This is a genomic window from Xanthomonas sp. NCPPB 1325, from assembly GCF_041477645.2.
In the GTDB taxonomy this organism is placed as follows: domain Bacteria; phylum Pseudomonadota; class Gammaproteobacteria; order Xanthomonadales; family Xanthomonadaceae; genus Xanthomonas; species Xanthomonas cannabis.
The window spans coordinates 2,429,761-2,451,127 of sequence record NZ_CM192985.1; the positions used below are offsets into that span (position 1 = coordinate 2,429,761).

Below are 21,367 nucleotides of genomic sequence, written 5' to 3' on the forward strand. Positions count from 1 at the left end.
TTGCCGGCTCAGCTGACGCGGAGCACGTTGGCGAGCGGGGAGGTGCCAAGCCCCGTCAGGTTGAGATACAGGCCGTCCGAGCCGATGGTGACGCTGTCCACCGGCGCATCGACGTAGGTGGACAACTTGCTTTTGGAGCCGGCGGTGTCGGTCTGGGTCGCGGTGATGCCGTACTTGCCCGCGGCCATGCGGTTGCCGTTGGCATCGGTGCCGTCCCAGGCGAACGACACCTCACCGGCGGCGCTGGCCGGCACGCTGAGCTGCTTGACGAACGCGCCGTTGGCATCGGTGATTTCGAAGTTGACGGTGCCGGCCGAGGTCGCAGCGACCACGCCCTTGGCCGAGCCGGTGGCGTCGATCGCCACCTGCGCGGAGGGCACCAGCACGTTGTGGCCGACCAGCGCCGCGCCCTTGAGCACCTGATCGCTGTTCATCGAGGTGGTGAAATTGCCGACCTTGGTATTGAGGTCGCCGATGCCCTGCACGGTGGAGAACTGCGCCAACTGGCCCAGAAACGCGCTGTTTTCCATCGGTTTGAGCGGGTCCTGATGCTGCAGCTGTTCGGTCATCAATTTGAGGAAGTCGGCCTGGCCGAGTGCTTCTTCCTTCTTGGCGACGGTGCTGCCGGTGCTCAGGCCGAGACTTTTGTAGAGATCGCTACCGATCGTGCTCATCTGGAGTGTTCCGTTAGGGAATGGCTAGGACGGGTCAGCGACCCATGGTCAGGGTCGCGAGCGCCAGTTCCTTGGCGGTATTGAGCATTTCCACGCCGGCCTGGTAATTGCGCGAGGCGGAAATCATGTTGACCATCTGCGAGACCGGGTCCACGTCGGGCGAGAACACGTAACCGTCGGCATCGGCCAGCGGATGACCGGGCTCGTAGCGACGGATCGGCGGCGCATTGGTGGTGGTGATCTCCTTGACGTTGACCGAGGTCAGGCTCGGGTCCTGACGGCTCTGCTGGGCCTGGAAGATCGGCTCGATCGGCTTGTAGGTCGCTTCGGCCGAGCCCGCGACAGAGTCCGCATTGGCCAGGTTGGACGCGATGGTGCTCAGGCGCACCGACTGCGCGTGCAGCGCCGAGCCGGCCACATCGAAGATGGGAAGGTTGCTCATGACTTATTGGCCCGTGATCGCGGTGAGCATCGAGCGCACCTTGGATTCGAGGAAGCTCAGCGACGCGCGGTATTCCAGCGCGGCGCGGCCGTAGGCGGCGCGTTCGGCATCGGGATCGACGGTATTGCCGTCAAGGCTGGGCTGGTCGGATTCGCGGGTGATCTGGAACGGGTTGAGCCCGGCCGCGCCGCCCACTTCATAGTGCTTGGCATCGGTGGCCTGCATCAGGCCGCCGTCCTGCACGCCCTGGGCCGACTTCAGCGCCGCTTCGAAGTTGAGATCCTTGGCCTTGTAGCCAGGGGTGTCCACATTGCTCAGATTGCTGGCAATGAGCTTCATGCGCTGCTCGCGCAGCGCCAACGCGTCGCCATGGACGCCGAGGAATGAAGAGAAGGGACTGGACACGGTGCTCTCCCGCGAAGTGTTGCCAGGGAGTAAGCAATGTTTGTGCCAAACACAGGATGGTACGGGTGCGGAGCTGGCAACACATCCGCAGTGCCCGACGGACGGCCTTGGAGCAGCTAACAAACCTCGCGAGCAGCCGTCAGGTAGGTGCGGCCGTCGTGCAGATCGGAGTGCAAGCGTGCTACAGGCCGATTCGCGCAGCGGCCGCGCTCGCCTGGCAGCTGCGCAGGGGATATGTCAGCTGCGCTTGGCTGCCAGAAATCACCAAGCGAGCTGCTGCTCGGGTAGATGCTGCCACTGGCTGTGCAACTTGCAGGCCAACCAGGATTGTTTGGCAGCAACTAGCTCAGCGCAGCGTGCGATCAGCTGCGCCGTCGCCTGTTCAAGGCGTGTGCTTGCGTACGGCAACCACTGTATTCCCAGGTCTTTCGGAAGTGGGGGCTGGCCGTCACCCGTAGGGTGGAACGGCCGCACAATTGGATCAGGCCGCTTCGGCGACTACTTTCAGGCGCGCCAGCACGTAGTCGGCCAGCTCGTGGGCACTGTACTTGGCCACGAAGGCGTTGGCACCGACCTGCTCGACCATGGCGTTGTTGAACACGCCCGACAAGGAGGTGTGCAGCAGCACATACAGGCCCTGCAGGCCCGGCGTGCGCCGGATTTCCGTCGTCAGTGTGTACCCGTCCATGGCCGGCATCTCGATGTCGGAGATGACCATGGCATAGCGGTCTGCCGGGTTCTCGCCGGATGCGGCCACCTGCAGCAGGTGGTCCAGCGCCTGGCGGCCGTCCGAGAGCAGGGTGGCCGAGACGCCCAGCTGGTCGAGCACGCTGCGGATCTGCTGGCGCGCCACGCGCGAATCGTCCACCACCAGCACCTGGAACTGGCGGTCGTAGGCCACCAGCTGCAGCGACGGGTCCAGCTGCACGTCCTTGCTGACCTTGGCGATGTCGGCCAGGACGCTTTCCACGTCGATGACCTGGATCAGTTCGCCCTGGAAGCGCGTCACTGCCGTCAAATAAGTGGCTTCGGCGCCCAGTTCCGGTGGCGGGTGGATGTCTTCCACCGCGATATTGACGATGCGCTCCACGCCGCTGACCAGAAAGCCCTGCACCGAGCGGTTGAACTCGGCCACCACCAGGTAGCCAGGCCCGTTCTCGGAGTGCGAATCGCGCTCCGGGTGGCCGATGGCCAGGCCCAAGTCCAGCACCGGCACCGAGCGCCCGCGCACGTCGGCCACGCCGGCGAACTCGGTCGGCAGGCCCGGCACCTGGAACAGCTCCGGGCGGCGCAGCACTTCCTGCACCTTGAAGACGTTGACGCCAAAAAGCTGGCGTCCACCCAGCCGAAACAGCAGCAGGGCCAGGCGATTGTGGCCAGCCAGTCGGGTGCGCTGGTCGATGCGGTTGAGCAGATCGTGGGTCATGGGGCAGATATCGACAGCGCTCTCGGGAAACTTGAGGGCTTTATGGTTGGTTGGGGGCGCTGTTGGGAATGGGGAATCGTAAAAGCGAGGGGTGGGCTTTCCGCAGCAAGCCCGAGGCGAAGGGCAGTGACTTTGCTTGCTGATAACTTTCACCTAGTAAATCGCACGGCGGCAACGAAGGCCGACCACCTCTCAGCCACCAACCGATTCCCCATTCCCGATTCCCGATTCCCGATTCCCGATTCCCGATTCCCGATTCGAAAACAGGCACGCCGCTTGCATTGTCTGCCCCGTCTTCCTCCGGATCTGGTCCCATGCGCCTGCTCCTGCTTGTCATCTTGTTGGCTGCCGCTCCGGCCTGGGCCCAGAGCTACCAGTCTGTCGATTCCATTCGTGCGGCGGCGTTGGCCACTGTTGGCCCGGACGCGGAGGCCGAGGCCACGCTCGATCCGGGGCTGCGCATGCCGGCTTGCCCGATCGCGCTGCAGGCCCAGCCCACCGGTACCAATACGGTGGAAGTGGCCTGCCCGCAGCCGGCTGGCTGGCGCCTGTTCGTGCCGTTGAAGGTGCGCCGCAACCAGGATGTGCTGGTGTTGCGCCGCGGCATCAGCGCTGGAGAAACCATCTCTTTGGCCGATATCAGTATCGAGAAGCGTGACGCCGCCCGCATCGTCGGCGCAGTGCTGGCCGACCCGGTGGCCGCGGTGGGCAAGTCGGCCCGCCGCATCCTGCCGGCCGGGTCGCTGCTCTCGGCCAACGATCTGGTGACGCAGCGGCTGGTACGGCGCGGCGACACCGTCCCGCTGGTGTCGCGCAACGGTGGCCTGGAAGTACGCATGAGTGGTCGTGCGCTGTCCGATGCCGGTGAAAACGAACGGGTGTCGGTAGAGAATTCCTCGTCGCGGCGGGTGGTGCAGGGCATTGTCGAAGCGAGCGGAACCGTTGTGGTCTCCAGGTAAAAATTTTCTATAAAGTTTTTTTTCTGGGTGCCGTTATCCCCTACGACCTGTAGAGGAGTTCCTGACATGACCCAGAAAATCGAAGGTAATCTACCGACCGCTGCCACCCTTCGCACCGCGGCCACGAGCAGCAAGATCGCTTCGGCTGGCGAAGATCGCGCGTCCCCGGTTGCCGCAACCCCGCCGACCGACAGCGTCAAGCTGACCGGCGAGGCCACCAATCTGCAGAACCTGCAGCGCGAGCTTTCGCAGTCCTCGGCGATCGACACCGGTCGCGTCCAGGCGGTGAAAGAGGCGTTGCAGAACGGCAGCTACTCCATCAACCCGGATGCCATCGCCAGCCGCATGATGGATCTGAATCAGCAACTGGCGGGTTGATTCCCGACTGAAAGGATGAACGTGAACGAGTTCCTGCAACGTCTCAGCGATGCGCTGGCCGGCGAACGCCAGGCATTACTCGAGAACGACATCGATGGCTTGATGCGACACACGCAGGACAAGCTGTCGGCACTGCGCTCGCTCGAAGCGGCAATGCCCGAAGGCGAAGAAGAGCGCCTGCGTGAGCTGGCCGAGGCCAACCGCGCCAATGGCGCGCTGCTGGCACGCCGGCGCCGTGAAGTGAACTGGGCACTGCGTCACCTGGGCCGCACCGAGAGTGCGCCGTCGTATGACGCAAAGGGCCAATCCAACGTGCTGCGGGGCGGACGTTCGCTGGCCGTTGCCTGAGTTGCCCGCGCTGCGCCAACCGCGCGCCGGCCGCTGCTGATGGTCCGCCGCAGGCCAGGGTGCGTGCACGCCCTGCAGGCCTGCCGCCTGTAAAACCGGCACATCGGCCGTGCACGCTTGCCAACTTCGCAACCCGCGACGTGTGCTCACCGCCGCCCATGTGCGTTGATCGTGATGGCACGCATCGCATGCCTGCCTGTCGCCAGGCAGCGCCATCCGGATCGCATCTCGAGCACGCCGGATGACACCTCGCACCCATCTGCATGACCGCCACGCCCCCTGTTTTGGTCGCCGTTCTAAGACCAAGCGACGATATGGCGTGCCAAGGGTTCGGCGTATATTGAGGTGTCCCTGCTGCCGCCTCGTCCCGTGACCGCCAAGTTCTTTCTCAATCAAGCATTGTTGCCGTCCTCGACCACGCTGCGCGCCTTCGGCGATCAGATGCTCGAAGGCGTGTTGCTGTTCCGCGCTGACGGGCAGCTGATCCTGGCCAACGCCATCGCGCGTCAGAGCCTGTGCAAGGAAGACCCGGCCGACGATCGCAATCTCGGCGAGCGGATTTCGCAGGTATTGCCGTCGGATGCACTCAACCAGGCGCGCAGCAAGGGCAGCTGGACCGGCAGCCTGCCGGTGGCCGAGCGCGTGGTCATTGCGCATCTGTACTACAACGAAGAACAGGGCGTCGGCCATTTTCTTGCGTTGTTCCATAACATCGAAGGCCAGCAGGACTACGAGCGCGAGCTGCAACAACGCCATGCCGAGCTGCGCCAGGCCTACATGCGCTTGAACGGTGCGCAGGACAAACTGCTGCAGTCCGAAAAAATGGCCTCCATCGGCCAGCTAGCGGCCGGCGTGGCGCACGAGATCAACAATCCGATCGGCTACGTGCACTCCAATCTCGGCAGCCTGCAGGAATACCTGCGCAGTCTGTTCACCCTGATCGAAGCCTACGAGCGCGCACTGCAGGCGCCGGACCCGAAAGCGCTGATTCCGGAAATCGACGAGATCCGCAACCGTGCCGACATCGACTTCATCAGCCGCGATCTGCCGCAGCTGATGGCCGAGTCGCGCGAAGGCATCGAGCGGGTGACCCGCATCGTGCGCGACCTCAAGGACTTCTCCTACTCCGACCGGTCCGAGTCGTGGAAGATGGTGGACCTGCACGCCGGCCTCGAATCCACGATCAACATCATCTGGAACGAGCTCAAGTACAAGGTCACCCTGGAGCGCAATTACGCCGAGCTGCCGCTGGTGGAATGCCTGCCGTCCGAGCTCAACCAGGTGTACATGAACATGCTGCTCAACGCCGGCCAGGCCATCGTCGAGCGCGGCACAATCACCGTCACCACCGGCCGGGATGAAGCGGATAACGTCTGGATCCAGTTCCAGGACAGCGGCGCCGGCATTGCCCCGGATCTGCTGCAGCGCATCTTCGACCCGTTCTTCACCACCAAGCCGGTGGGCAGCGGCACCGGCCTGGGGTTGTCGATTTCCTACGGCATCATCAACAAGCACCACGGTCGCATCGACGTGGAAAGCACGCCGGGGCAGGGCGCCAGTTTCCGGATCGTGTTGCCGATCCGGCAGCCGAAGTAGCGGGGAATCGGGATTCGGGAATGGGGAATCGTTGGAGCTGGTTGCTGCGCTCCGGTTGATTCCTGCAACGAACGATGCCGATGTGTTTGCGTCGTCACTGGAAGGTAAGAAGCACGATGCAGCGGCTCAAAACTCGCCCAGGCTGCTTTCTGCTTTAACGATTCCCCACTCCCGATTCCCTATTCCCGGCCGTTACGTAGCTCGTCATGCGTGCGGAACGCCTGGCGAATGTGCTCGCGCAGTTCGTCGTCGTTCCAGGGTTTGGTCAGGAAGCGATAGATCGCGCCGCGGTTGATCGCCTCGGTCACCGTGGCCAGGTCGGTGTAGCCGGACAGTACCAGGCGCACGGTGTCGGGGTAGAGCATCTTGACCCGGCCCAGGAACTCGGTGCCGCTCATGTCGCTCATGCGCTGGTCTGACAGGATCACCTGCACATCGTTGGTGGCGAGCAGGTCGAAGGCGTCACGTACGTTGCCGGCGGCCAGGATGCGGTAGCCGTCGCGGCGGAACAGCCGCACCAGCGAACGCAGGACGTTTTCTTCGTCATCCAGCAGCAGCAAGGTGCGGTCCGGGCGGCTTTCGGCAAACGATTCCGGGCGGAGATAACGGCGCCGCAGCGCCATGCCTGCAGACTCGGCCGACATCGGCTCGCCGAACAGATAGCCCTGGAAGATGTCGCAGTCGTTGCGGCGCAAGAAGCCCAGCTGCGCCTGCGACTCCACGCCGTTGGCGATGACCGTCATGCCCAGCTGGTGGCCCATCGCAATGATCGCGCGTGCAATCGCCGCCTCGCGGCTGCCGGCCGGCGCGCTCTTGATGAAGCTGCGGTCGATCTTCAGCCGGTCCACCGGATAGCGCACCAGCGCGCTGAGGCTGGAATCGCCGGTGCCGAAGTTGTCCAGGCTCAGGCTGATGCCTTCGTTGCGCAGGTTGGCCATCGTTTCGTGGACGAAGTTGACGTTGTTGGTCAACGCACTTTCGTTGATCTCCAGCGTCACGAACTGCGCCGGCACGCCGGCGGTCTGCAGCATGGCCATCACTTCGTTGAAGAAACCCGGGCGCAGCAGCTGTAGCGTGGAGACGTTGACCGCGATGCTGAAATCGTCAAAGCCCTGGTCGCGCCACAGCCGCGCCTGGCGCACCGCGTTCTGCAGTACCCATTCGCCAATCTGCACGATCACGCCCAGGCGCTCGGCGGTGCGCATGAAACGCTCCGGCACCAGCATGCCCAGGGTCGGGGATTGCCAACGCAGCAGCGCCTCCATGCCCACGATGCGGCCATCGCGTGCGCTGACCAGCGGCTGGTAGCGCAGCCGCAACTCGCCGTGCGGGATGGCATCGACGATCTGCCGCGCGATGATGCTTTCGCTATGCGCGTTGGTGGCCGAATTGCGCGTGTACAGCCGCACCGTGTTGCCGCCTTCGCGCGCGGCTTGATAACTGGCTTCCTCGGCGTAGTCGAGCAGGGTGGACAGCGAGGTCGACTGTTCCGGACACAGGCTGATCCCGACCTTGCCGGTCATGAACAAGGTGTACGGCAATACCGACAACGGCAGCTCCAGCTGCTGACGGATCTCTTCGGCAAAATCTTCCGGCAACGGCGTGTCGTCGCGGCGTACCGCCACGATGACCATCTCGTCGCTACCGTGCCGCCACAGCTTGCCGCGGCTGCCGAGGAATTCCTGCAGCCGGCGCGCGGCCAGCGTCAGCGCCTGATCGCCGACCTCGCCACTCATGTTCTCGTTGATCGACGCGAAGTGATCGATATCGACGTGGAAGATCATCAACGGCTGGCCACCGGAAGCGGCAGCGTCGACCAGGTGCAGCAGTTCGGGATTGCCTGCGCCCAGGCGTGTCGGTTTGACGATTTCCAATCCGGGCGGGACTACAGGGCTCCACATGACTCAACGTGCACCATCTTCGTGGACGGACTCGCCGGCCGGGTGATAGGGCAGGCGCAACGTCACGCGCGTGCCTGCTCCGGGAGCCGATTCTATCGCGAGCACACCGCCAACGGTTTGCGCACGCTCACGCATCACGATCAGCCCCAGCCCGCGCGGACCTTCGGGCTCGAAGCCATCACCGTCATCGACCACCTCCAGACGAAAACTCTCGCGGTCGATCGACTGCAGGCTCATGCGCACCTCGCCCGCGCAGGCATGCCGCAGCGCATTGGTCAGGCTTTCCTGCGCAATGCGGAAGCAGGCCTGTTCGATCTCGTTGCCCGGGCGCACGTCCAGCGCCTGGATGTCCAGCTCCAGCCGCACCTGCGAGGCGCGGAACAACATCGAGGCCTGCCAGCGCAAGGCTGCTTCCAGCCCCAGTGCATCGAGTTGTGGCGGACGCAACAACATCGACAGATTGCGCAACTTGGTCACCGTGCTGTCGGCCAGCGACACCACCTCCAGCAGGTCCTCGCGGCGCGCCTGCGGATCGAGCTCGTCCAGCGCCGCGTGTGCAGACAGCTTCATCGCGGTGATCGCCTGGCCGATATCGTCGTGCAGATCGCGCGAGATGGCGCGGCGTTCGTCCTCCTGCAGCGAGAACAATCGCTTGGCCATCGCCTGCAATTCGGCATTGCTTTCGGCCAGCGCATCGCGCATGCGCTCGGGTTCGCTCAGGTCGCGTACCACCAGCAACTTGCAACTGCGCCCGCCATAGCGGATGTCGCCGGCCGACAGACCGGCATAGAACGTGCTGCCGTCGCGACGGCGCATGGCGCGCGCACTGGACACTGGCTCGTTGCGGTCGCTGCCAGCACGCAGGTACTCGCGCACCATCGGCAGGTCGGAGTCACCGACCAGGGTCTGCAACGGCTCGCCCAGGATCGTTTCGCCCTGGAAGCCGAACTGGGCGGAGCCGGCGGCATTGGCGTACATCACATGCTCGTCGGCCAGGATCAGTACGCCGTCCGGCAGCACCCGCACCAGTTCCTTGAATTGTTCTTCGCGCTCGCGCAGCAGACGCCGCGACTGTTCGCGTTCGCTCACGTCCTGCAAGGTGCCATGTACGTGGCGGGCGCCGCTGGGCAGGGTCACGCTCTCTGCGCGCAGGTGCACGGTGCGCGGCTGCGAATCGCCGCCGGTCAGCGGCAGCAGCACATCGATCTGCACCTCGCCGCCGGTGCACATGTCTTCGATCATGCGTTCGATGCGGGTCTGGGTGGCGCTGTCGGAGGCGGTCAGCAGCTCTTCCAGCCGATGTTCGCGGCGGTGCATGGGTACGCTGCGCCCCAGGATGCGGTACACCGCCGACGAATAGCGGCCCAGACCGGTGGCCCGATCCAGCTGCCACGAGCCCAGCCGCGCGATGCCTTGCGCTTCTTCCAGTCGCTCCAGCGCCTCGTCGCGCAGATGCTGCGCCTGGCGTTCTTCGCTGCGGTCCACCGTCACCACCAGGCGGGCAGGGCCGCTGGCAAGATGCAGCTGGTTGCTGCGGACTTCGACATGGCGCAGCCCGCTGCGGGTCAGCAGGTCTTCGTTCAAGACGCAGGTGACTTCGCCCTTGCCGCGGATCTGCGTGATGATCTCTTCCAGCCGCTCGCCATCGGCATTGGGCCAGATCGCCTGCAGCGTCTGCTGCAGGAATTCGTCGCGCTCCCAGCCAAAGAATTCCAGCGCCGCCGGGTTGGCATCGAGAATGCGCATGGTCGCCAGGTCATAGATGAAGGCCGGGCTGGGCAGCGCCAGGAACTTGGCACGCAGCACGGCCTCCGACTGCGCCAGCTGCGCATGCTCGTCCACGATCAGTGCCACGAAGCGGCGCAGCACCAGGTGGATGACGATGCTGGACAGCAGCAGGAAGCTGGCATCCGACCAGCGTTCCGGCGCCGCCGCACCGGCCAGGTTGAGCAACCGATTGCCCAGCAGCAGCCACACCACACCGATCAGCAGGTACAGACCGGTCAGGGTCCACAAGCCCTGCTGCAGGCGCTCGGCGAGGCGAAGTCGGGACACGGGAGGGGACGAAAACGCGGGCACGGCGACAGGTTGGTGCATGGGTCCGCGGACGACCTTTGGAGCTGGCGATGGGACCATCTTAGCCGTAACTCGGTCCGGTTCGGTCGCGCTGGAAACAGGTGCCTCAACTAATCCGCCGAACGGCCGTTATCCATTGCGACTCCGAGGCAGGGGTCGATCCTTCGGAGTGTTCCAGAGTGGACTCAGGCGTCATTGCAAGCATGCTGCAGCACCCGCTGACCTCGGCGGTGGTGTTGTTGGATGCGCATGGCCAGCCCCTGGCGGCCAACCGCGTTGCGCAGTCCCTTGGGCTGCCGGCGACCCTTGGTGCGTATGCCGAAGTGCTGGAAAGCAGTCGCGCCCAGGTGGCCGACAGCGGTGGCATGGCGGCCTGCGTGCTGCCCGGAACCGGCGGCGGACGTCTGGAAGGCTGGCTGCGTGCGGTCTGCGACGAGCACGGCCAGGTCATGGCCTTCACCTTGAGCATTCCCGAGCCGATGGGGGCCGATGGCACCAGCCGCTGGGAAATGGGCCTGGACAGTGCCGACCACGGTTTGTGGGACTGGGATATCCCGGCCGACGTGGTGTACCGCTCCGAACGTTGGACGCGCATGCTCGGCTACTCCGAGCAGCCACTGCCGAACAATCTCACCGCGTTGTCGGGGTTGATCCATCCCGATGACCACGCGCACGTCAGCGCGGCGGTGCAGGCGCACCTGGACGGGCGCACCGAGACCTACGTGGCCGAGTTCCGCCTGCGCCAGCACGACGGGCAGTGGCGCTGGATCCTGGACCGTGGCCGCGTGGTCTCGCGCACCGCCGACGGCCGCCCGTTGCGCATGGTCGGCACGCACACCGACGTGCATCACCACAAATTACTCGAGCAGCAGCTGCGCGAGCAGCAGGCCCAGCTCGAAGACGCCCAGCGCATTGCCAGCATGGGCAGCTGGAGCTGGGATTCGACCAAGGACGCGTTGTGGGTCTCACAGGATTTCCTGCAGCAGCTCGGCATGGCCCAGCTGCGCCTGCACGGCGTCCGCGATCTGCTGCGCCTACTCGCCCGGTCCTCGCTGGCGCAACTGCGCAGCGCCTGGCGCAAGATCAAGCACGAAGGCTTGCCGGTCCATTTCGAGCTGGAAATCAACGGCCTGCCCGGCGTCAATCCGCATCATCTGCGGGTATGGGCGCAGCCGGTGTTCGATGGCGACGGCAGCATGGTGCGCGTGCTTGGCCAGCTGCAGAACGTCACCGAACAGCGGCAGACCGATGCGTTGATCCGCTGGCGCACCGAGCTGCTCAACCGCGTGTCCGCGCTGGGTAAGATTGGCGGCTGCGAAATCGAGGTCGATACCCGTCGCATGCAGTGGACCGAGGAGTGCTACCGCATCCACGGCCTGCGCAAGGAAAACATCACCCTGGAGCAGGCGCTTGCGCTGTACACCCAGGATTCGCGCGACGCATTCGAGGCGGCATTGCTGCGCATTTCCGATGGTGGCCTGCCCGAGCAGCTGGAGCTGTGTTTCTACCGCAACTCCGGTCAGCGCATCTGGGTGCAGGTGCTGATCGAACTGGACCGCCGCGAAGGTCTGCCGCCGCGCTATGTCGCCCTGTTTCGCGATGTCACCCGCGAGCGCGAGGCCAATGAGCGTATCGAGCTGCTGGCGCATTACGACCGCCTGACCGGCCTGCCGAACCGCTTCCTGCTGCGCGAGCAGGCCGAAAACGCGATCCGCGAAGCGCATGAGCGCGGCCAGGTGCTGGCCATGCTGTTGATCGATCTGGACGGGTTCAAGAGCATCAACGATTCGTTCGGTCATGCAGCCGGCGACAACCTGCTCAAGCTCGCCTCGGCGCGCCTGCATCAGCATCTGCGCAACAGCGACCTGTTCGGGCGCTTCAGCGACGACGAATTCATCGTGCTGCTGCGCGACCTGTCCGAGCCGGAAGATGCCGGCCACGTGGCGCGCAAGCTGATCAGCGCGCTGGGCGAACCGCTGCGCAAGGATCACGTCACCCTCAAGCTCGGCGCCAGCATCGGCATCGCGCTGCAGGGCGAGGGGCTGTCGGACTTCGACAGCCTGCTGCGTGCCGCCGATGCGGCGATGTACGCGGCCAAGGAATCGGGCCGCAACACCTTCCATTACTACAGCCAGGACGTGCTCATGCGAGCGCAGCGCCGGCTGGAGCTCGAACACGCCCTGCAAGGCGCGCTCGAGCGCGAAGAATTCACCCTGGTCTATCAGCCGCTGGTCAATACCGTGGGCGACGCCTCACCGGCGATCGAAGCACTGATGCGCTGGAACCGCCCGGGCCATGGCCCCTGCAGCCCCGCCGAATTCATCCCGATTGCCGAAGAATGCGGCGAGATCGTACGGCTGGGCGAATGGGTCATCGGTGAAGCCTGCCGTCAGGCCGTGGTCTGGGACCGTGCCGGGCTCAATTTCAGCCGTATCGCGGTCAACGTTTCGGCCGTGCAGCTACGCGAGCGCGGCTTTGCCGAGCGCGTGCTGGAGATCTGCCGCGACAACAGCTGGTCACCGTCACGTCTGGAGCTGGAGCTCACCGAATCTGCCCTGATTCGCGATTCGGATTCGCTGCGGCGCTGTTTCGAACTGTTCGAACAGAACGGCGTGCTGCTGGCGGTAGATGATTTCGGTACCGGCTTTTCCAATCTGCATTACCTCAACCGCTTCCCGGTGCAGCGTCTGAAGATCGACCGCAGCTTCGTGCAGGGCATGCTCGACGACGCCAACACCGCCGAGGTAACCCAGGCCATCGTGCATCTGGGCCACGCGCTGGGCATGCAGGTCGTCGCCGAAGGCGTGGAGACCGTGCAGGAAGACGCGTTGCTGCGCCAGCAGGGCTGCGACGAAATCCAGGGCTATTTCTACTCACGCCCGCTGTCGCCGCGCGACATGGCGCAGTGGCTGCGCGAGGCCGAAGCCGGCATGCGGCTGGGCGCGCGGCTGGTGATTGCCAGCTGACGCCCAGGCCAGGCCAGCGCCGTCATCCTGATGTCGCGCAGCCCCTGCAGAGGTTTCATCCGCTTGCTGCCGCAGGATGGCGGCCTGTCGTCGTGCGGTGGGCTGGGCCTCCCGCCCCGCACCACGAACCAAAGCCGCGGACTTGAACGCCAGTTTCCGATCATGCTCGCGTTGACCGCCCCAACGGGTGTTGGAGCGGCAAGGTGCGCGTAACGCCTTGATGCCGCCCTTGTCAGCAACGTCGAACCAATCCGCTGACGCTGCATCCTGCACTCGAATCGTTGGAATATGTCTTCACGGGTGCGAGCGCGTCGTCAGGTTGTTTCCAGCTGCGAGGTGCCTGTAGCAGATGCAGTTCGTCGGCAACGCTGGTCGCGACGCGGGCCTGGTGATTGCGCTGGGCATCGCTCGGGAACTGGCGGATTGGCTGGCGAGCAGGCGAATGCGCGGGGCGGGCGTCCCATCGAAATTCGATAGATAGCTCATCGTCTGCCGCATCTGACGCGCGCGCGAGTGCTGCCGCGGCAGTGACCCAGACAAGCGTTCTTCATGGCGTCTGTGACGCTCACCCTGAGAACCAAAGCGAGTTCGCCGCTTTGACTAACTGACACCCAGCCTCAGGATTCGGAACGGATCATCCCCAGGTGATCCAGGTGATCGCCGGGACCACCCGGCCATGCGCGACGATCCGGTCGGGCAGGGCAGGTCAAGGCAGGGATGGTCGGCGCACGCGCCCGCCAGCGAGAGTGGCGGCGATTCGGCCAGGCCGACGACAGGGAACCCTTGGATGACGACAGGCAACCCTTGGAGTCAGGCAGTTCCACAACACCGCGGGGCGCCTGCCGAGGCGCGCCCCGCCGTCACTGCATCAGCGTCCCGATGCGCCCACTGCGGCCCCGTCCAGCCCGAGATCCCAGGCCACCGTGGCAAACAGCAGCTCCTCTTCGCTGCAATCGCGGCGCGGGTTGATCAGCGCCTTGACTTCGGCGAGAGCGGCCAGCTCCAGTCGTTCCAGTGCGGCCGGCATCCGGACACGCCGCAGTCCCGGCTTGGCGGCTGCGCTTTGCGCGATGCGCTCGGCATGTGCGGCGGCCAGTGCCGCGGCCTGCAGCGCGGCGGTGGGAGCGTCATCGAGGGGCGGGGCGAGAAGCGTCATGAGCGAAACACCAGGTCGTTGCGGAACGACAAATCCCCGGAAGGCCGGGGAATGTCGGAATCAGAAGCTGCGCGGCGGCACTGGTCTCAGAACAGCTCGACCGTGCCGGCACCCATGCCCTGCTGTGCCACCGGCTTGTGCGGCGGGCGTTCCCACTCCACACGCATGTCGCGCAGACGGTTGGAGACCTTGGCGAGCGAGGCGACCAGATCGCTGTCGTACACGCCACCATTGCGATGCAGCAGTTCCTGCAGCGCCACCGCTTCGCGGTTGATCGCGGTGAGGCGATCGAGGTGGGTGTGGATACCGCTCAGCGTCTGCGTGGCAATGTCCTCGAACTGCAGGGCACGTACCGCTTCGGCCACGCTGCCATCGATGGAGCGTGCGCACTCGGAGATTTCGCGCATGCCATCACCCAACGAGGCGTTGATCTGGGCGACGTTCTCCAGCATGGCGGCCGATTCGTGGCGCGCCTCGCGGGAGCGGTCCATGTGACGCGATGCCAGCTGCGAGACCGTTTCACGCACCTTGGCGATCGATTCCTTGGAGCTGTGTGCCAGCTTGCGGATCTGCTCGTTGAAGGTGGTGGAGCGTTCGGACAAGTTGCGCACCTCGTCGGCGACCACCGCGAAGCCACGACCGGCTTCACCGGCACGTGCTGCTTCGATGGCGGCGTTCAAGGCCAGCAGGTTGGTCTGGTCGGCGATCGACTTGACGTCTTCCAGCAGCGCGAAGATGCCGTCCAGATGCTGCGCCATCTCATCGATGTGATGGACGGTATTGGTGCTTTGGCCGCTCACCTGTTCCAGCGCTTCCACCAACTGCTCCATGCGGGAGCTGGCGTGCTGGGCGAAGCGGGCGACGTCGACGCCGGCACTGCCGTCGTCACCGGCACGGTCGACGATACGGGCCAGCGCCTGGCTTTGCTGGCGCGACTTGCGGTTCATCGCTTCGAAGCTGCCACCCAGGCCGGACACGGCCTGGCGGATCAGTTCGCGGGCACGCTCGACTTCCGAGCGCGAACCGTCGACTTCGTTGCTGACGAACGTGCGCAGTTCGTTGAGCAGTTGGTCCTGCTCGCGCAGGATGCGGGTCTGGTCCGGATTACGCCGGAACTGGGAATACGTCACCCAGGCAGCGAAACCCAACCAACTGAGGGTCATGGTCGCCAGGATCGCCCAGCGCACCGAAGCGGGCCAGTCGAATCCGACAGCGAAGGGAAACAGCAAGGTCAGGGCCAAAGGGGCGGCCAGACGGATGAGTGGACGTGAATACATGGGCGTTCTCGGCAGAGTCACGGTTGCTGTATCGGCACTGCCCCCATTGTCTTTAGCGACGATCGCCACATCGTCTCGCCCGCGTTGCCGTCAGCGGCTCACGCCAGCGCCCATTGCGGGCGCTTGAAACCGTCTTCTGCGTCCTCTCACCGCAAGGCGCGATCGACTGCCTCGCTCATCGCGCGCTTGGCAAACAGGAAGTCCCACAGGCTGCCGCCCATCTGCCGCCACAGCACCGCAGAGCGCACTGCCGCCAGCAACAGCGCGCGGATTTCGGCGACCACCCCGGCCTGGCCCAGGTAGTGCGGGTTGCCCTGCACCATGACCTTGGGGCGCAGGTGGCTGATGGTCTGCGCGTACAGCCCGCCCAGCGAACTGAGCACATCCGGGTGCGCGCTGTCGTTCAGCTGTTGCGCCTGGCGTGCAGCGGCTTCGATCCCGCTGGACACCGTGGCCACGGTTGCGGTGTCGCGGACAAACCGGCGCTCCAGCTGCAGTACGGCCAGCGCCAGGCGCGGCAGTACATCGTCCTGGCCCTGGTTGCGGAAATAGTTGTGCAGCAAGCGCAGACCCGGCGCCACCGCGGCGGCCGAGCCATACACGGCCTCCGGTGACGCTGCGTCCACCCGGAACACGCTGTCCATGGCGGTACGCACCGTCGCGGCCTCCGAATGCCCGGTCTCGGCGATCCGCCGCACCTGCTGCAGGGCCTGGGCGACGCCGGCAAGCGCCAGCACACGGTGATCCATGGAAACACTCATCAAGCCACACCCTCGGGGGAGAAAGAAGATCCTGCCAATTGACGTTCCAGCGGTGCGTCGGTGGCGGCAACGACCGCGCCGCCGAGGCATTCCTGCCCGTCGTACAGCACCAGCGATTGCCCGGGCGTCACCGCCCGCTGCGGCCGCTCGAAGCGCACCTGCACGCTGCCATCGTCCTGGACTTCCACCGTGCACGGCTCATCCGGCTGGCGGTAACGCGTCTGCGCGGTACAGTCGAAGCGGCGTGCCGGCGGCGCGCCGGTCACCCAGTGGGCCTGCTCGGACTGCAGCCAGCGCGACTGCAGCAGCGGGCTGTCGCGGTCCTGATCCACATACAGCACGTTGCTGGCCACATCCTTGCCGACCACGTACCACGGCGCCGCGGCCCGGCCGCGCACGCCGCCGATGTTCAGGCCCTCGCGCTGGCCCAGGGTGAAATAGAACACCCCCGGATGCTCGGCAATGCGCTGTCCCTGCGGGTCACGGATCTCGCCGGTGCGGGCGGGCAGGTAGCGCCCCAGAAACTCGCGGAAATCGCGCTCGCCGATGAAGCAGATGCCGGTCGAATCCTTCTTGGCATGTGTCGGCAGGCCGGCATCCTGGGCGATGCGGCGCAGCGTGCTCTTTTCCAGGTCGCCGATCGGGAACAAGGTGGCTGCCAGTTGGGTCTGCCCCAGCTGATGCAGGAAATAGCTCTGGTCCTTGCCGCGATCGGCACCGCGCAGCAGCCGCCAGCGTCCGCCGCTGTACGCCACCCGGGCGTAATGCCCGGTGGCGATCCGCTCGGCGCCCAACGCCTGGGCGGCGTCCAGAAAGTGCTTGAACTTCACTTCGCGGTTGCACAGCACATCCGGGTTGGGCGTGCGCCCGGCCGCGTACTCGGCCAGAAAATGCTCGAACACGCCGCTCCAGTATTCGCCGGAGAAATCGCGGAAATGAAACGGAATACCCAACACACCGCACACCGCCACCGCATCGCGACGATCGTCTTCGGCGCGGCAATCGCCGCTGCCGTCATCGGCCCAGTTCTGCATGAACAGCCCGGCAATCGGCTCGCCCTGGCCGGCCAGTTTCCACGCGGCCACTGACGAATCCACCCCGCCGGACACGCCCACCACAATGCGCGGCGTGCTCATGCGACGTGCCGCACCAAGGCCAGTGGATGGCGCTGCCCGGCCAGGTAATCCGCCACGACCTCCCACACCAGTGGGCTACGCAGCCGCTCGGTCGCATCGCGCAATTCCTCAGGTGTCATCCACAGCGCACGCACCACACCGGTGTCCAGGCGGCGCTCGGGATGATGGGTCACCGGCTCGGCGGCGAAGGCGAAGCGCAGAAAGGATTGGCCGTTAGGCGCTTCCCACTGGTAGGTGCCGATGAAGTGGGTGAGCCGCACGTCCCAGCCAGTTTCTTCCAGGGTTTCGCGCACCGCTGCGTCCTGCAGGCTCTCGTTTGGCTCCAGGTGGCCGGCAGGCTGGTTCAGCAACAGGCGGCCGCCGATGGTCTCTTCCACCTGCAGCAGGCGGCCATCGCGCACCACCACGGTGGCCACTGTGACGTCCGGGTGCCAACGCGGATCGGTGGTGCTCATCGGTGACGCTCCTGCGCAAACAGATGGTGGGCCAGCACATCCGGCGCGGCCATGGCGTCAGCGCGCGGTGCGGGGCCCGGCATCGCATGCAGTACCGGAGCCACGTGCCGGGGAGCAGTGAGCGACGGCGCCGGTCGCAGCGCGGTCAGGGTGTCAGTCATCGAGGGCCAGTCGGGGAATCGGAGACAAATTGTGCGGGCCGCAGCGTAAATCGTCCAATGCGCACGGCGATGAACCGTATAATGGCCCGATGCCTCGGAAGACCTCCCACGAACACGATCACGGCCTCACCGTCGAAGCCAGCAAGCCTGAAGTGGCGCCACCGCCGCGCTATCAGGTGCTCCTGCTGAACGATGACTACACCCCGATGGACTTCGTGGTGACGGTGCTGCAGCAATTCTTCAACCTCGACCTGGAGCGGGCCACCCAGGTCATGCTGCACGTCCATACCCGCGGGCGCGGCGTCTGTGGGGTCTATAGCCGTGAGGTGGCCGAGTCCAAGGTCGCCCAGGTCAACGAGTTTTCGCGCATGAACCAGCACCCGCTGCTGTGCACGATGGAACAGACCTGAGGCATTCGCCAGATCATTCCAGCAGCGCAACAGTGTGGCTGCAATCACGTGCTAACGCCGTCTGAACATGCCTATCCGATAGGGTTGTGGAAAATCCCGACAAAAGCCGCATATTGTTGGCAACAGCCGTTCGGAGTGACCAATGTTCAGCAAAGACCTAGAGCAAACCATCGGCCAGTGCTACAAGCGAGCACGCGAGGCGCGTCATGAGTTCATGACCGTCGAGCACCTGCTGCTCTCGCTGCTGGACAACCCTTCCGCGCAAGCCGTGCTCAAGGCCTGCGGCGCGGATCAACTGCGCCTACATAACGATCTGGAGCAGGCCATCGAAGCCTCGGTCTCCCGCCTGGCCGAAGATGACGGGCGCGACACCCAGCCCACACTGGGCTTCCAGCGTGTGCTGCAACGGGCCGTGTATCACGTGCAGTCCTCCGGCAAGAAGGAAGTCACCGGCGCCAATGTGCTGGTCGCGATCTTCGGCGAGAAGGACTCGCACGCGGTGTATTTCCTGAATCAGCAGGACATCACCCGCCTGGATATCGTCAATTACCTGTCCCACGGCATCGCCAAGCTGGGCGAGGACGGCGAACAGCCATCCGCAGCCGATGGCGAGCCCAAGAGCGAGGGCGGGGAAGGCGAGGCCAAGAGTGATGCGCTGGCCGAGTACGCCACCAACCTCAACGAGTTGGCACGCAACGGCAAGATCGACCCGCTGGTCGGACGGGGCGACGAGATCGAGCGCACCATCCAGGTCCTGTGCCGCCGCCGCAAGAACAACCCGCTGTACGTGGGCGAGGCCGGCGTGGGCAAGACCGCAATTGCGGAGGGCCTGGCCAAGCGCATCGTCGACAACGACGTTCCCGAAGTGCTTGCCGACGCGGTGATCTTTTCGCTCGACCTGGGCGCACTGGTCGCCGGCACCAAGTACCGTGGCGATTTCGAGAAGCGCCTCAAGGGCGTGTTGAGCGCGCTCAAGAAGGTCCCCAACGCGGTCCTGTTCATCGACGAGATCCACACCATCATCGGTGCCGGTTCGGCGTCCGGCGGCACCATGGATGCGTCCAACCTGATCAAGCCGGCGCTGTCGTCGGGCGAATTGCGCTGCATCGGCTCGACCACGTTCCAGGAGTATCGCGGCATCTTCGAAAAGGACCGTGCGTTGGCACGTCGCTTCCAGAAGATCGACATCGTCGAGCCGACCGTGGGCGAAACCTTCGAGATCCTGCAGGGCCTCAAGCCCAAGTATGAGGCGCACCACGGCGTGACCTATGCCGACGATGCGCTGCAGGCGGCGGTGGATCTGTCGGTCAAGCACATCGGCGACCGGCTGCTGCCGGACAAGGCGATCGACGTGATCGACGAAGCCGGTGCGCGTCAGCGGCTGCTGCCGGAAGGCAAGCGCAAGGAGCTGATCGACATCGAAGAAATCGAGACCATCGTCGCCAAGATGGCGCGCATTCCGGCCAAGCAGGTCAGTGCGACCGACAAGGACGTGCTGCAGCATCTGGAGCGCAACCTGAAGATGGTGATCTTCGGCCAGAACCCGGCGATCGAAACCCTGGCCGGCTCCATCAAGCTGGCACGCTCGGGTCTGGCCAATCCGGAAAAGCCGATCGGCAACTTCCTGTTCGCCGGCCCGACCGGCGTGGGCAAGACCGAGGTCACCAAGCAGCTGGCGCTGCAATTGGGTATCGAACTGGTGCGTTTCGACATGTCCGAGTACATGGAAGCGCATTCGATCAGTCGCCTGATCGGTGCACCTCCGGGCTATGTCGGCTTCGATCAGGGTGGCCTGCTGACTGAAAAGATCGTCAAGACCCCGCACTGCGTGTTGTTGCTGGACGAGGTGGAAAAGGCGCATCCAGACATCTTCAACATCCTGTTGCAGGTCATGGATCGCGGTATCCTCACCGACACCAATGGGCGCGAGGCGAACTTCAAGAACGTGATCCTGGTGATGACCACCAATGCCGGCGCCACCCAGGCGTCGCGTCGGTCGATCGGTTTCACCAAGCAGGATCATTCCACCGATGCGATGGAGTCGATCCGCCGCGGGTTCACGCCTGAGTTCCGCAACCGTCTGGATGCGATCGTGCAGTTCCAGCCGCTGGGCTTCGACCACATCCTGCGCGTGGTGGACAAGTTCATCATCGAGCTGGAAATGCTGCTGCAGGAAAAGCACGTGTCGCTGTCGGCCACGCCCACCGCGCGCGATTGGCTGGCGCAACACGGCTTCGACCCGTTGATGGGTGCGCGCCCGATGTCGCGCGTCATCCAGGAGAAGATCAAGCGTCCGCTGGCCGACGAGTTGTTGTTCGGCAAGCTGGTGGAAGGCGGGCGGGTCAACATCGACGTCAAGGACGGCGAGCTGGTCGTGGAAGCGCATCCGGAGCCGGAGCGTTTGCTGCCTGCCACGGTCGACTGATCGCAGCGATTGCTGTCAAAAAAGCCGCTCGAACGAGAAAGCCGCTCGAACGAGCGGCTTTTTTTTGGGCGTATACCCTAGGCGTCAACGCCCCACGAGCGATAGCAGCTTCGATCCGAATCAAAAATCTCAGCCACGACAAAAAGCGGCCATGGGCCGCCTCGCGTCTCAGCACCCAAACCGCTTACTTCATACGGTAGGTAATACGGCCTTTGGTCAGGTCGTACGGAGTCATCTCGACCTTGACCCGGTCACCGGTCAGGATGCGGATGTAGTTCTTGCGCATACGGCCGGAGATGTGGGCGATGATCTCGTGCCCGTTTTCCAGCTTGACCCGGAACGTGGTGTTGGGAAGCGTCTCGCTGACGCTGCCTTCGAATTCAATGGAGTCGTCTTTCGACATGTAATCCTGTGC

The 21,367-nt window shown here is 64.8% G+C and carries 20 protein-coding genes and 1 other RNA gene; 7 read left to right on the forward strand and 14 right to left on the reverse strand.

The features are described 5' to 3' along the window. Positions 1-8 precede the first annotated feature (8 nt). From ACCQ10_RS10335 to ACCQ10_RS10355, 5 genes are all read right to left on the reverse strand, one after another. Positions 9-674 (reverse strand): flagellar hook assembly protein FlgD, encoded by a 666-nt coding sequence (locus ACCQ10_RS10335; protein WP_039564604.1) that lies wholly within the window; start codon positions 672-674, stop codon positions 9-11. A gap of 34 nt (positions 675-708) precedes the next feature. Continuing rightward, on the reverse strand, positions 709-1,116 hold the full coding sequence (gene flgC, locus ACCQ10_RS10340; protein WP_005914451.1) for a flagellar basal body rod protein FlgC: 408 nt from the start codon (positions 1,114-1,116) through the stop codon (positions 709-711). 3 nt (positions 1,117-1,119) lie between these two features. Then, a complete protein-coding gene (gene flgB, locus ACCQ10_RS10345; RefSeq protein ID WP_039415202.1) occupies positions 1,120-1,521 on the reverse strand; it encodes a flagellar basal body rod protein FlgB in 402 nt (133 codons plus the stop codon). A 114-nt stretch (positions 1,522-1,635) separates the two neighbouring features. Continuing rightward, positions 1,636-1,708, reverse strand: a non-coding RNA gene (locus ACCQ10_RS10350) — sX9 sRNA. A 294-nt stretch (positions 1,709-2,002) separates the two neighbouring features. Beyond that, positions 2,003-2,947: a chemotaxis protein CheV gene (locus ACCQ10_RS10355; RefSeq protein WP_003482947.1), complete on the reverse strand. Its 945-nt coding sequence runs from the start codon at positions 2,945-2,947 to the stop codon at positions 2,003-2,005. Positions 2,948-3,261: 314 nt separating this feature from the next. Between ACCQ10_RS10355 and flgA the strand changes: the two genes are divergently transcribed. The 4 genes from flgA to ACCQ10_RS10375 all read left to right on the forward strand — a co-directional run bounded on the left by flgA (position 3,262) and on the right by ACCQ10_RS10375 (position 6,228). Next, positions 3,262-3,906, forward strand: a complete 645-nt coding sequence (flgA, locus tag ACCQ10_RS10360) for a flagellar basal body P-ring formation chaperone FlgA (protein ID WP_039403905.1) — start codon at positions 3,262-3,264, stop codon at positions 3,904-3,906. A 66-nt stretch (positions 3,907-3,972) separates the two neighbouring features. Next, entirely contained in the window at positions 3,973-4,284 is a 312-nt protein-coding gene (flgM, locus tag ACCQ10_RS10365) for a flagellar biosynthesis anti-sigma factor FlgM (RefSeq protein WP_039403903.1), read from the forward strand. A 15-nt stretch (positions 4,285-4,299) separates the two neighbouring features. Next, positions 4,300-4,632: a flagella protein gene (locus ACCQ10_RS10370; RefSeq protein ID WP_039564602.1), complete on the forward strand. Its 333-nt coding sequence runs from the start codon at positions 4,300-4,302 to the stop codon at positions 4,630-4,632. A gap of 369 nt (positions 4,633-5,001) precedes the next feature. After that, a complete protein-coding gene (locus tag ACCQ10_RS10375; protein WP_372363008.1) occupies positions 5,002-6,228 on the forward strand; it encodes an ATP-binding protein in 1,227 nt (408 codons plus the stop codon). Between the two features lie 179 nt (positions 6,229-6,407). Here ACCQ10_RS10375 and ACCQ10_RS10380 read toward each other — a convergent pair whose 3' ends face one another. Further along, positions 6,408-8,129 (reverse strand): EAL domain-containing protein, encoded by a 1,722-nt coding sequence (locus tag ACCQ10_RS10380; RefSeq protein ID WP_372363010.1) that lies wholly within the window; start codon positions 8,127-8,129, stop codon positions 6,408-6,410. Between the two features lie 3 nt (positions 8,130-8,132). Then, positions 8,133-10,265, reverse strand: coding sequence for a sensor histidine kinase (locus ACCQ10_RS10385; protein WP_372363012.1), 2,133 nt, complete (start codon positions 10,263-10,265; stop codon positions 8,133-8,135). 119 nt (positions 10,266-10,384) lie between these two features. On the opposite strand from ACCQ10_RS10385, the gene ACCQ10_RS10390 reads away from it, so the two are divergent. After that, a complete protein-coding gene (locus ACCQ10_RS10390) occupies positions 10,385-13,171 on the forward strand; it encodes a bifunctional diguanylate cyclase/phosphodiesterase (RefSeq protein ID WP_372363013.1) in 2,787 nt (928 codons plus the stop codon). Positions 13,172-14,039: 868 nt separating this feature from the next. Here the strand turns inward: ACCQ10_RS10390 and ACCQ10_RS10395 are convergent. The 6 genes from ACCQ10_RS10395 to ACCQ10_RS10420 all read right to left on the reverse strand — a co-directional run bounded on the left by ACCQ10_RS10395 (position 14,040) and on the right by ACCQ10_RS10420 (position 18,117). Then, the gene (locus ACCQ10_RS10395) at positions 14,040-14,327 is read right to left on the reverse strand and encodes a hypothetical protein (protein ID WP_039403892.1); all 288 of its coding nucleotides are present in this window, start codon (positions 14,325-14,327) and stop codon (positions 14,040-14,042) included. Positions 14,328-14,413: 86 nt separating this feature from the next. Beyond that, the gene (locus tag ACCQ10_RS10400; protein WP_039403891.1) at positions 14,414-15,604 is read right to left on the reverse strand and encodes a methyl-accepting chemotaxis protein; all 1,191 of its coding nucleotides are present in this window, start codon (positions 15,602-15,604) and stop codon (positions 14,414-14,416) included. Positions 15,605-15,750: 146 nt separating this feature from the next. Beyond that, positions 15,751-16,365 (reverse strand): high frequency lysogenization protein HflD, encoded by a 615-nt coding sequence (gene hflD / locus ACCQ10_RS10405; protein WP_372363014.1) that lies wholly within the window; start codon positions 16,363-16,365, stop codon positions 15,751-15,753. After that, on the reverse strand, positions 16,365-17,501 hold the full coding sequence (gene mnmA, locus ACCQ10_RS10410) for a tRNA 2-thiouridine(34) synthase MnmA (RefSeq protein WP_372363015.1): 1,137 nt from the start codon (positions 17,499-17,501) through the stop codon (positions 16,365-16,367). Before mnmA ends, hflD begins: the two co-directional genes overlap by 1 nt. After that, positions 17,498-17,956: an NUDIX hydrolase gene (locus ACCQ10_RS10415; RefSeq protein ID WP_372363016.1), complete on the reverse strand. Its 459-nt coding sequence runs from the start codon at positions 17,954-17,956 to the stop codon at positions 17,498-17,500. The genes mnmA and ACCQ10_RS10415 overlap by 4 nt, the downstream gene beginning before the upstream one ends. Continuing rightward, positions 17,953-18,117: a hypothetical protein gene (locus ACCQ10_RS10420; protein WP_372363017.1), complete on the reverse strand. Its 165-nt coding sequence runs from the start codon at positions 18,115-18,117 to the stop codon at positions 17,953-17,955. Before ACCQ10_RS10420 ends, ACCQ10_RS10415 begins: the two co-directional genes overlap by 4 nt. Before the next feature lie 89 nt (positions 18,118-18,206). On the opposite strand from ACCQ10_RS10420, the gene clpS reads away from it, so the two are divergent. Both clpS and clpA read left to right on the forward strand, forming a co-directional pair. Further along, positions 18,207-18,527 (forward strand): ATP-dependent Clp protease adapter ClpS, encoded by a 321-nt coding sequence (gene clpS, locus ACCQ10_RS10425; RefSeq protein WP_016901748.1) that lies wholly within the window; start codon positions 18,207-18,209, stop codon positions 18,525-18,527. Between the two features lie 142 nt (positions 18,528-18,669). Continuing rightward, the gene (gene clpA / locus ACCQ10_RS10430) at positions 18,670-20,952 is read left to right on the forward strand and encodes an ATP-dependent Clp protease ATP-binding subunit ClpA (RefSeq protein ID WP_039403881.1); all 2,283 of its coding nucleotides are present in this window, start codon (positions 18,670-18,672) and stop codon (positions 20,950-20,952) included. 184 nt (positions 20,953-21,136) lie between these two features. Here the strand turns inward: clpA and infA are convergent, their stop codons facing one another. Beyond that, positions 21,137-21,355, reverse strand: a complete 219-nt coding sequence (infA, locus tag ACCQ10_RS10435; RefSeq protein ID WP_002813418.1) for a translation initiation factor IF-1 — start codon at positions 21,353-21,355, stop codon at positions 21,137-21,139. Between the last annotated feature and the right edge of the window lie 12 nt (positions 21,356-21,367).

Excerpts from the sequence above, each read along its gene's own strand:
- ACCQ10_RS10395 (WP_039403892.1), bottom strand. The coding sequence starts at position 14,327 with ATGACGCTTCTCGCCCCGCCCCTCGATGACGCTCCCACCGCCGCGCTG.
- ACCQ10_RS10335 (WP_039564604.1), bottom strand. The coding sequence starts at position 674 with ATGAGCACGATCGGTAGCGATCTCTACAAAAGTCTCGGCCTGAGCACC.
- ACCQ10_RS10380 (WP_372363010.1), bottom strand. The coding sequence starts at position 8,129 with ATGTGGAGCCCTGTAGTCCCGCCCGGATTGGAAATCGTCAAACCGACA.
- ACCQ10_RS10370 (WP_039564602.1), top strand. The coding sequence starts at position 4,300 with ATGAACGTGAACGAGTTCCTGCAACGTCTCAGCGATGCGCTGGCCGGC.
- ACCQ10_RS10385 (WP_372363012.1), bottom strand. The coding sequence starts at position 10,265 with ATGGTCCCATCGCCAGCTCCAAAGGTCGTCCGCGGACCCATGCACCAA.
- ACCQ10_RS10355 (WP_003482947.1), bottom strand. The coding sequence starts at position 2,947 with ATGACCCACGATCTGCTCAACCGCATCGACCAGCGCACCCGACTGGCT.
- mnmA (WP_372363015.1), bottom strand. The coding sequence starts at position 17,501 with ATGAGCACGCCGCGCATTGTGGTGGGCGTGTCCGGCGGGGTGGATTCG.
- ACCQ10_RS10415 (WP_372363016.1), bottom strand. The coding sequence starts at position 17,956 with ATGAGCACCACCGATCCGCGTTGGCACCCGGACGTCACAGTGGCCACC.
- ACCQ10_RS10420 (WP_372363017.1), bottom strand. The coding sequence starts at position 18,117 with ATGACTGACACCCTGACCGCGCTGCGACCGGCGCCGTCGCTCACTGCT.
- flgC (WP_005914451.1), bottom strand. The coding sequence starts at position 1,116 with ATGAGCAACCTTCCCATCTTCGATGTGGCCGGCTCGGCGCTGCACGCG.
- clpS (WP_016901748.1), top strand. The coding sequence starts at position 18,207 with ATGCCTCGGAAGACCTCCCACGAACACGATCACGGCCTCACCGTCGAA.
- flgM (WP_039403903.1), top strand. The coding sequence starts at position 3,973 with ATGACCCAGAAAATCGAAGGTAATCTACCGACCGCTGCCACCCTTCGC.
- hflD (WP_372363014.1), bottom strand. The coding sequence starts at position 16,365 with ATGAGTGTTTCCATGGATCACCGTGTGCTGGCGCTTGCCGGCGTCGCC.
- clpA (WP_039403881.1), top strand. The coding sequence starts at position 18,670 with ATGTTCAGCAAAGACCTAGAGCAAACCATCGGCCAGTGCTACAAGCGA.
- infA (WP_002813418.1), bottom strand. The coding sequence starts at position 21,355 with ATGTCGAAAGACGACTCCATTGAATTCGAAGGCAGCGTCAGCGAGACG.
- ACCQ10_RS10400 (WP_039403891.1), bottom strand. The coding sequence starts at position 15,604 with ATGTATTCACGTCCACTCATCCGTCTGGCCGCCCCTTTGGCCCTGACC.
- flgA (WP_039403905.1), top strand. The coding sequence starts at position 3,262 with ATGCGCCTGCTCCTGCTTGTCATCTTGTTGGCTGCCGCTCCGGCCTGG.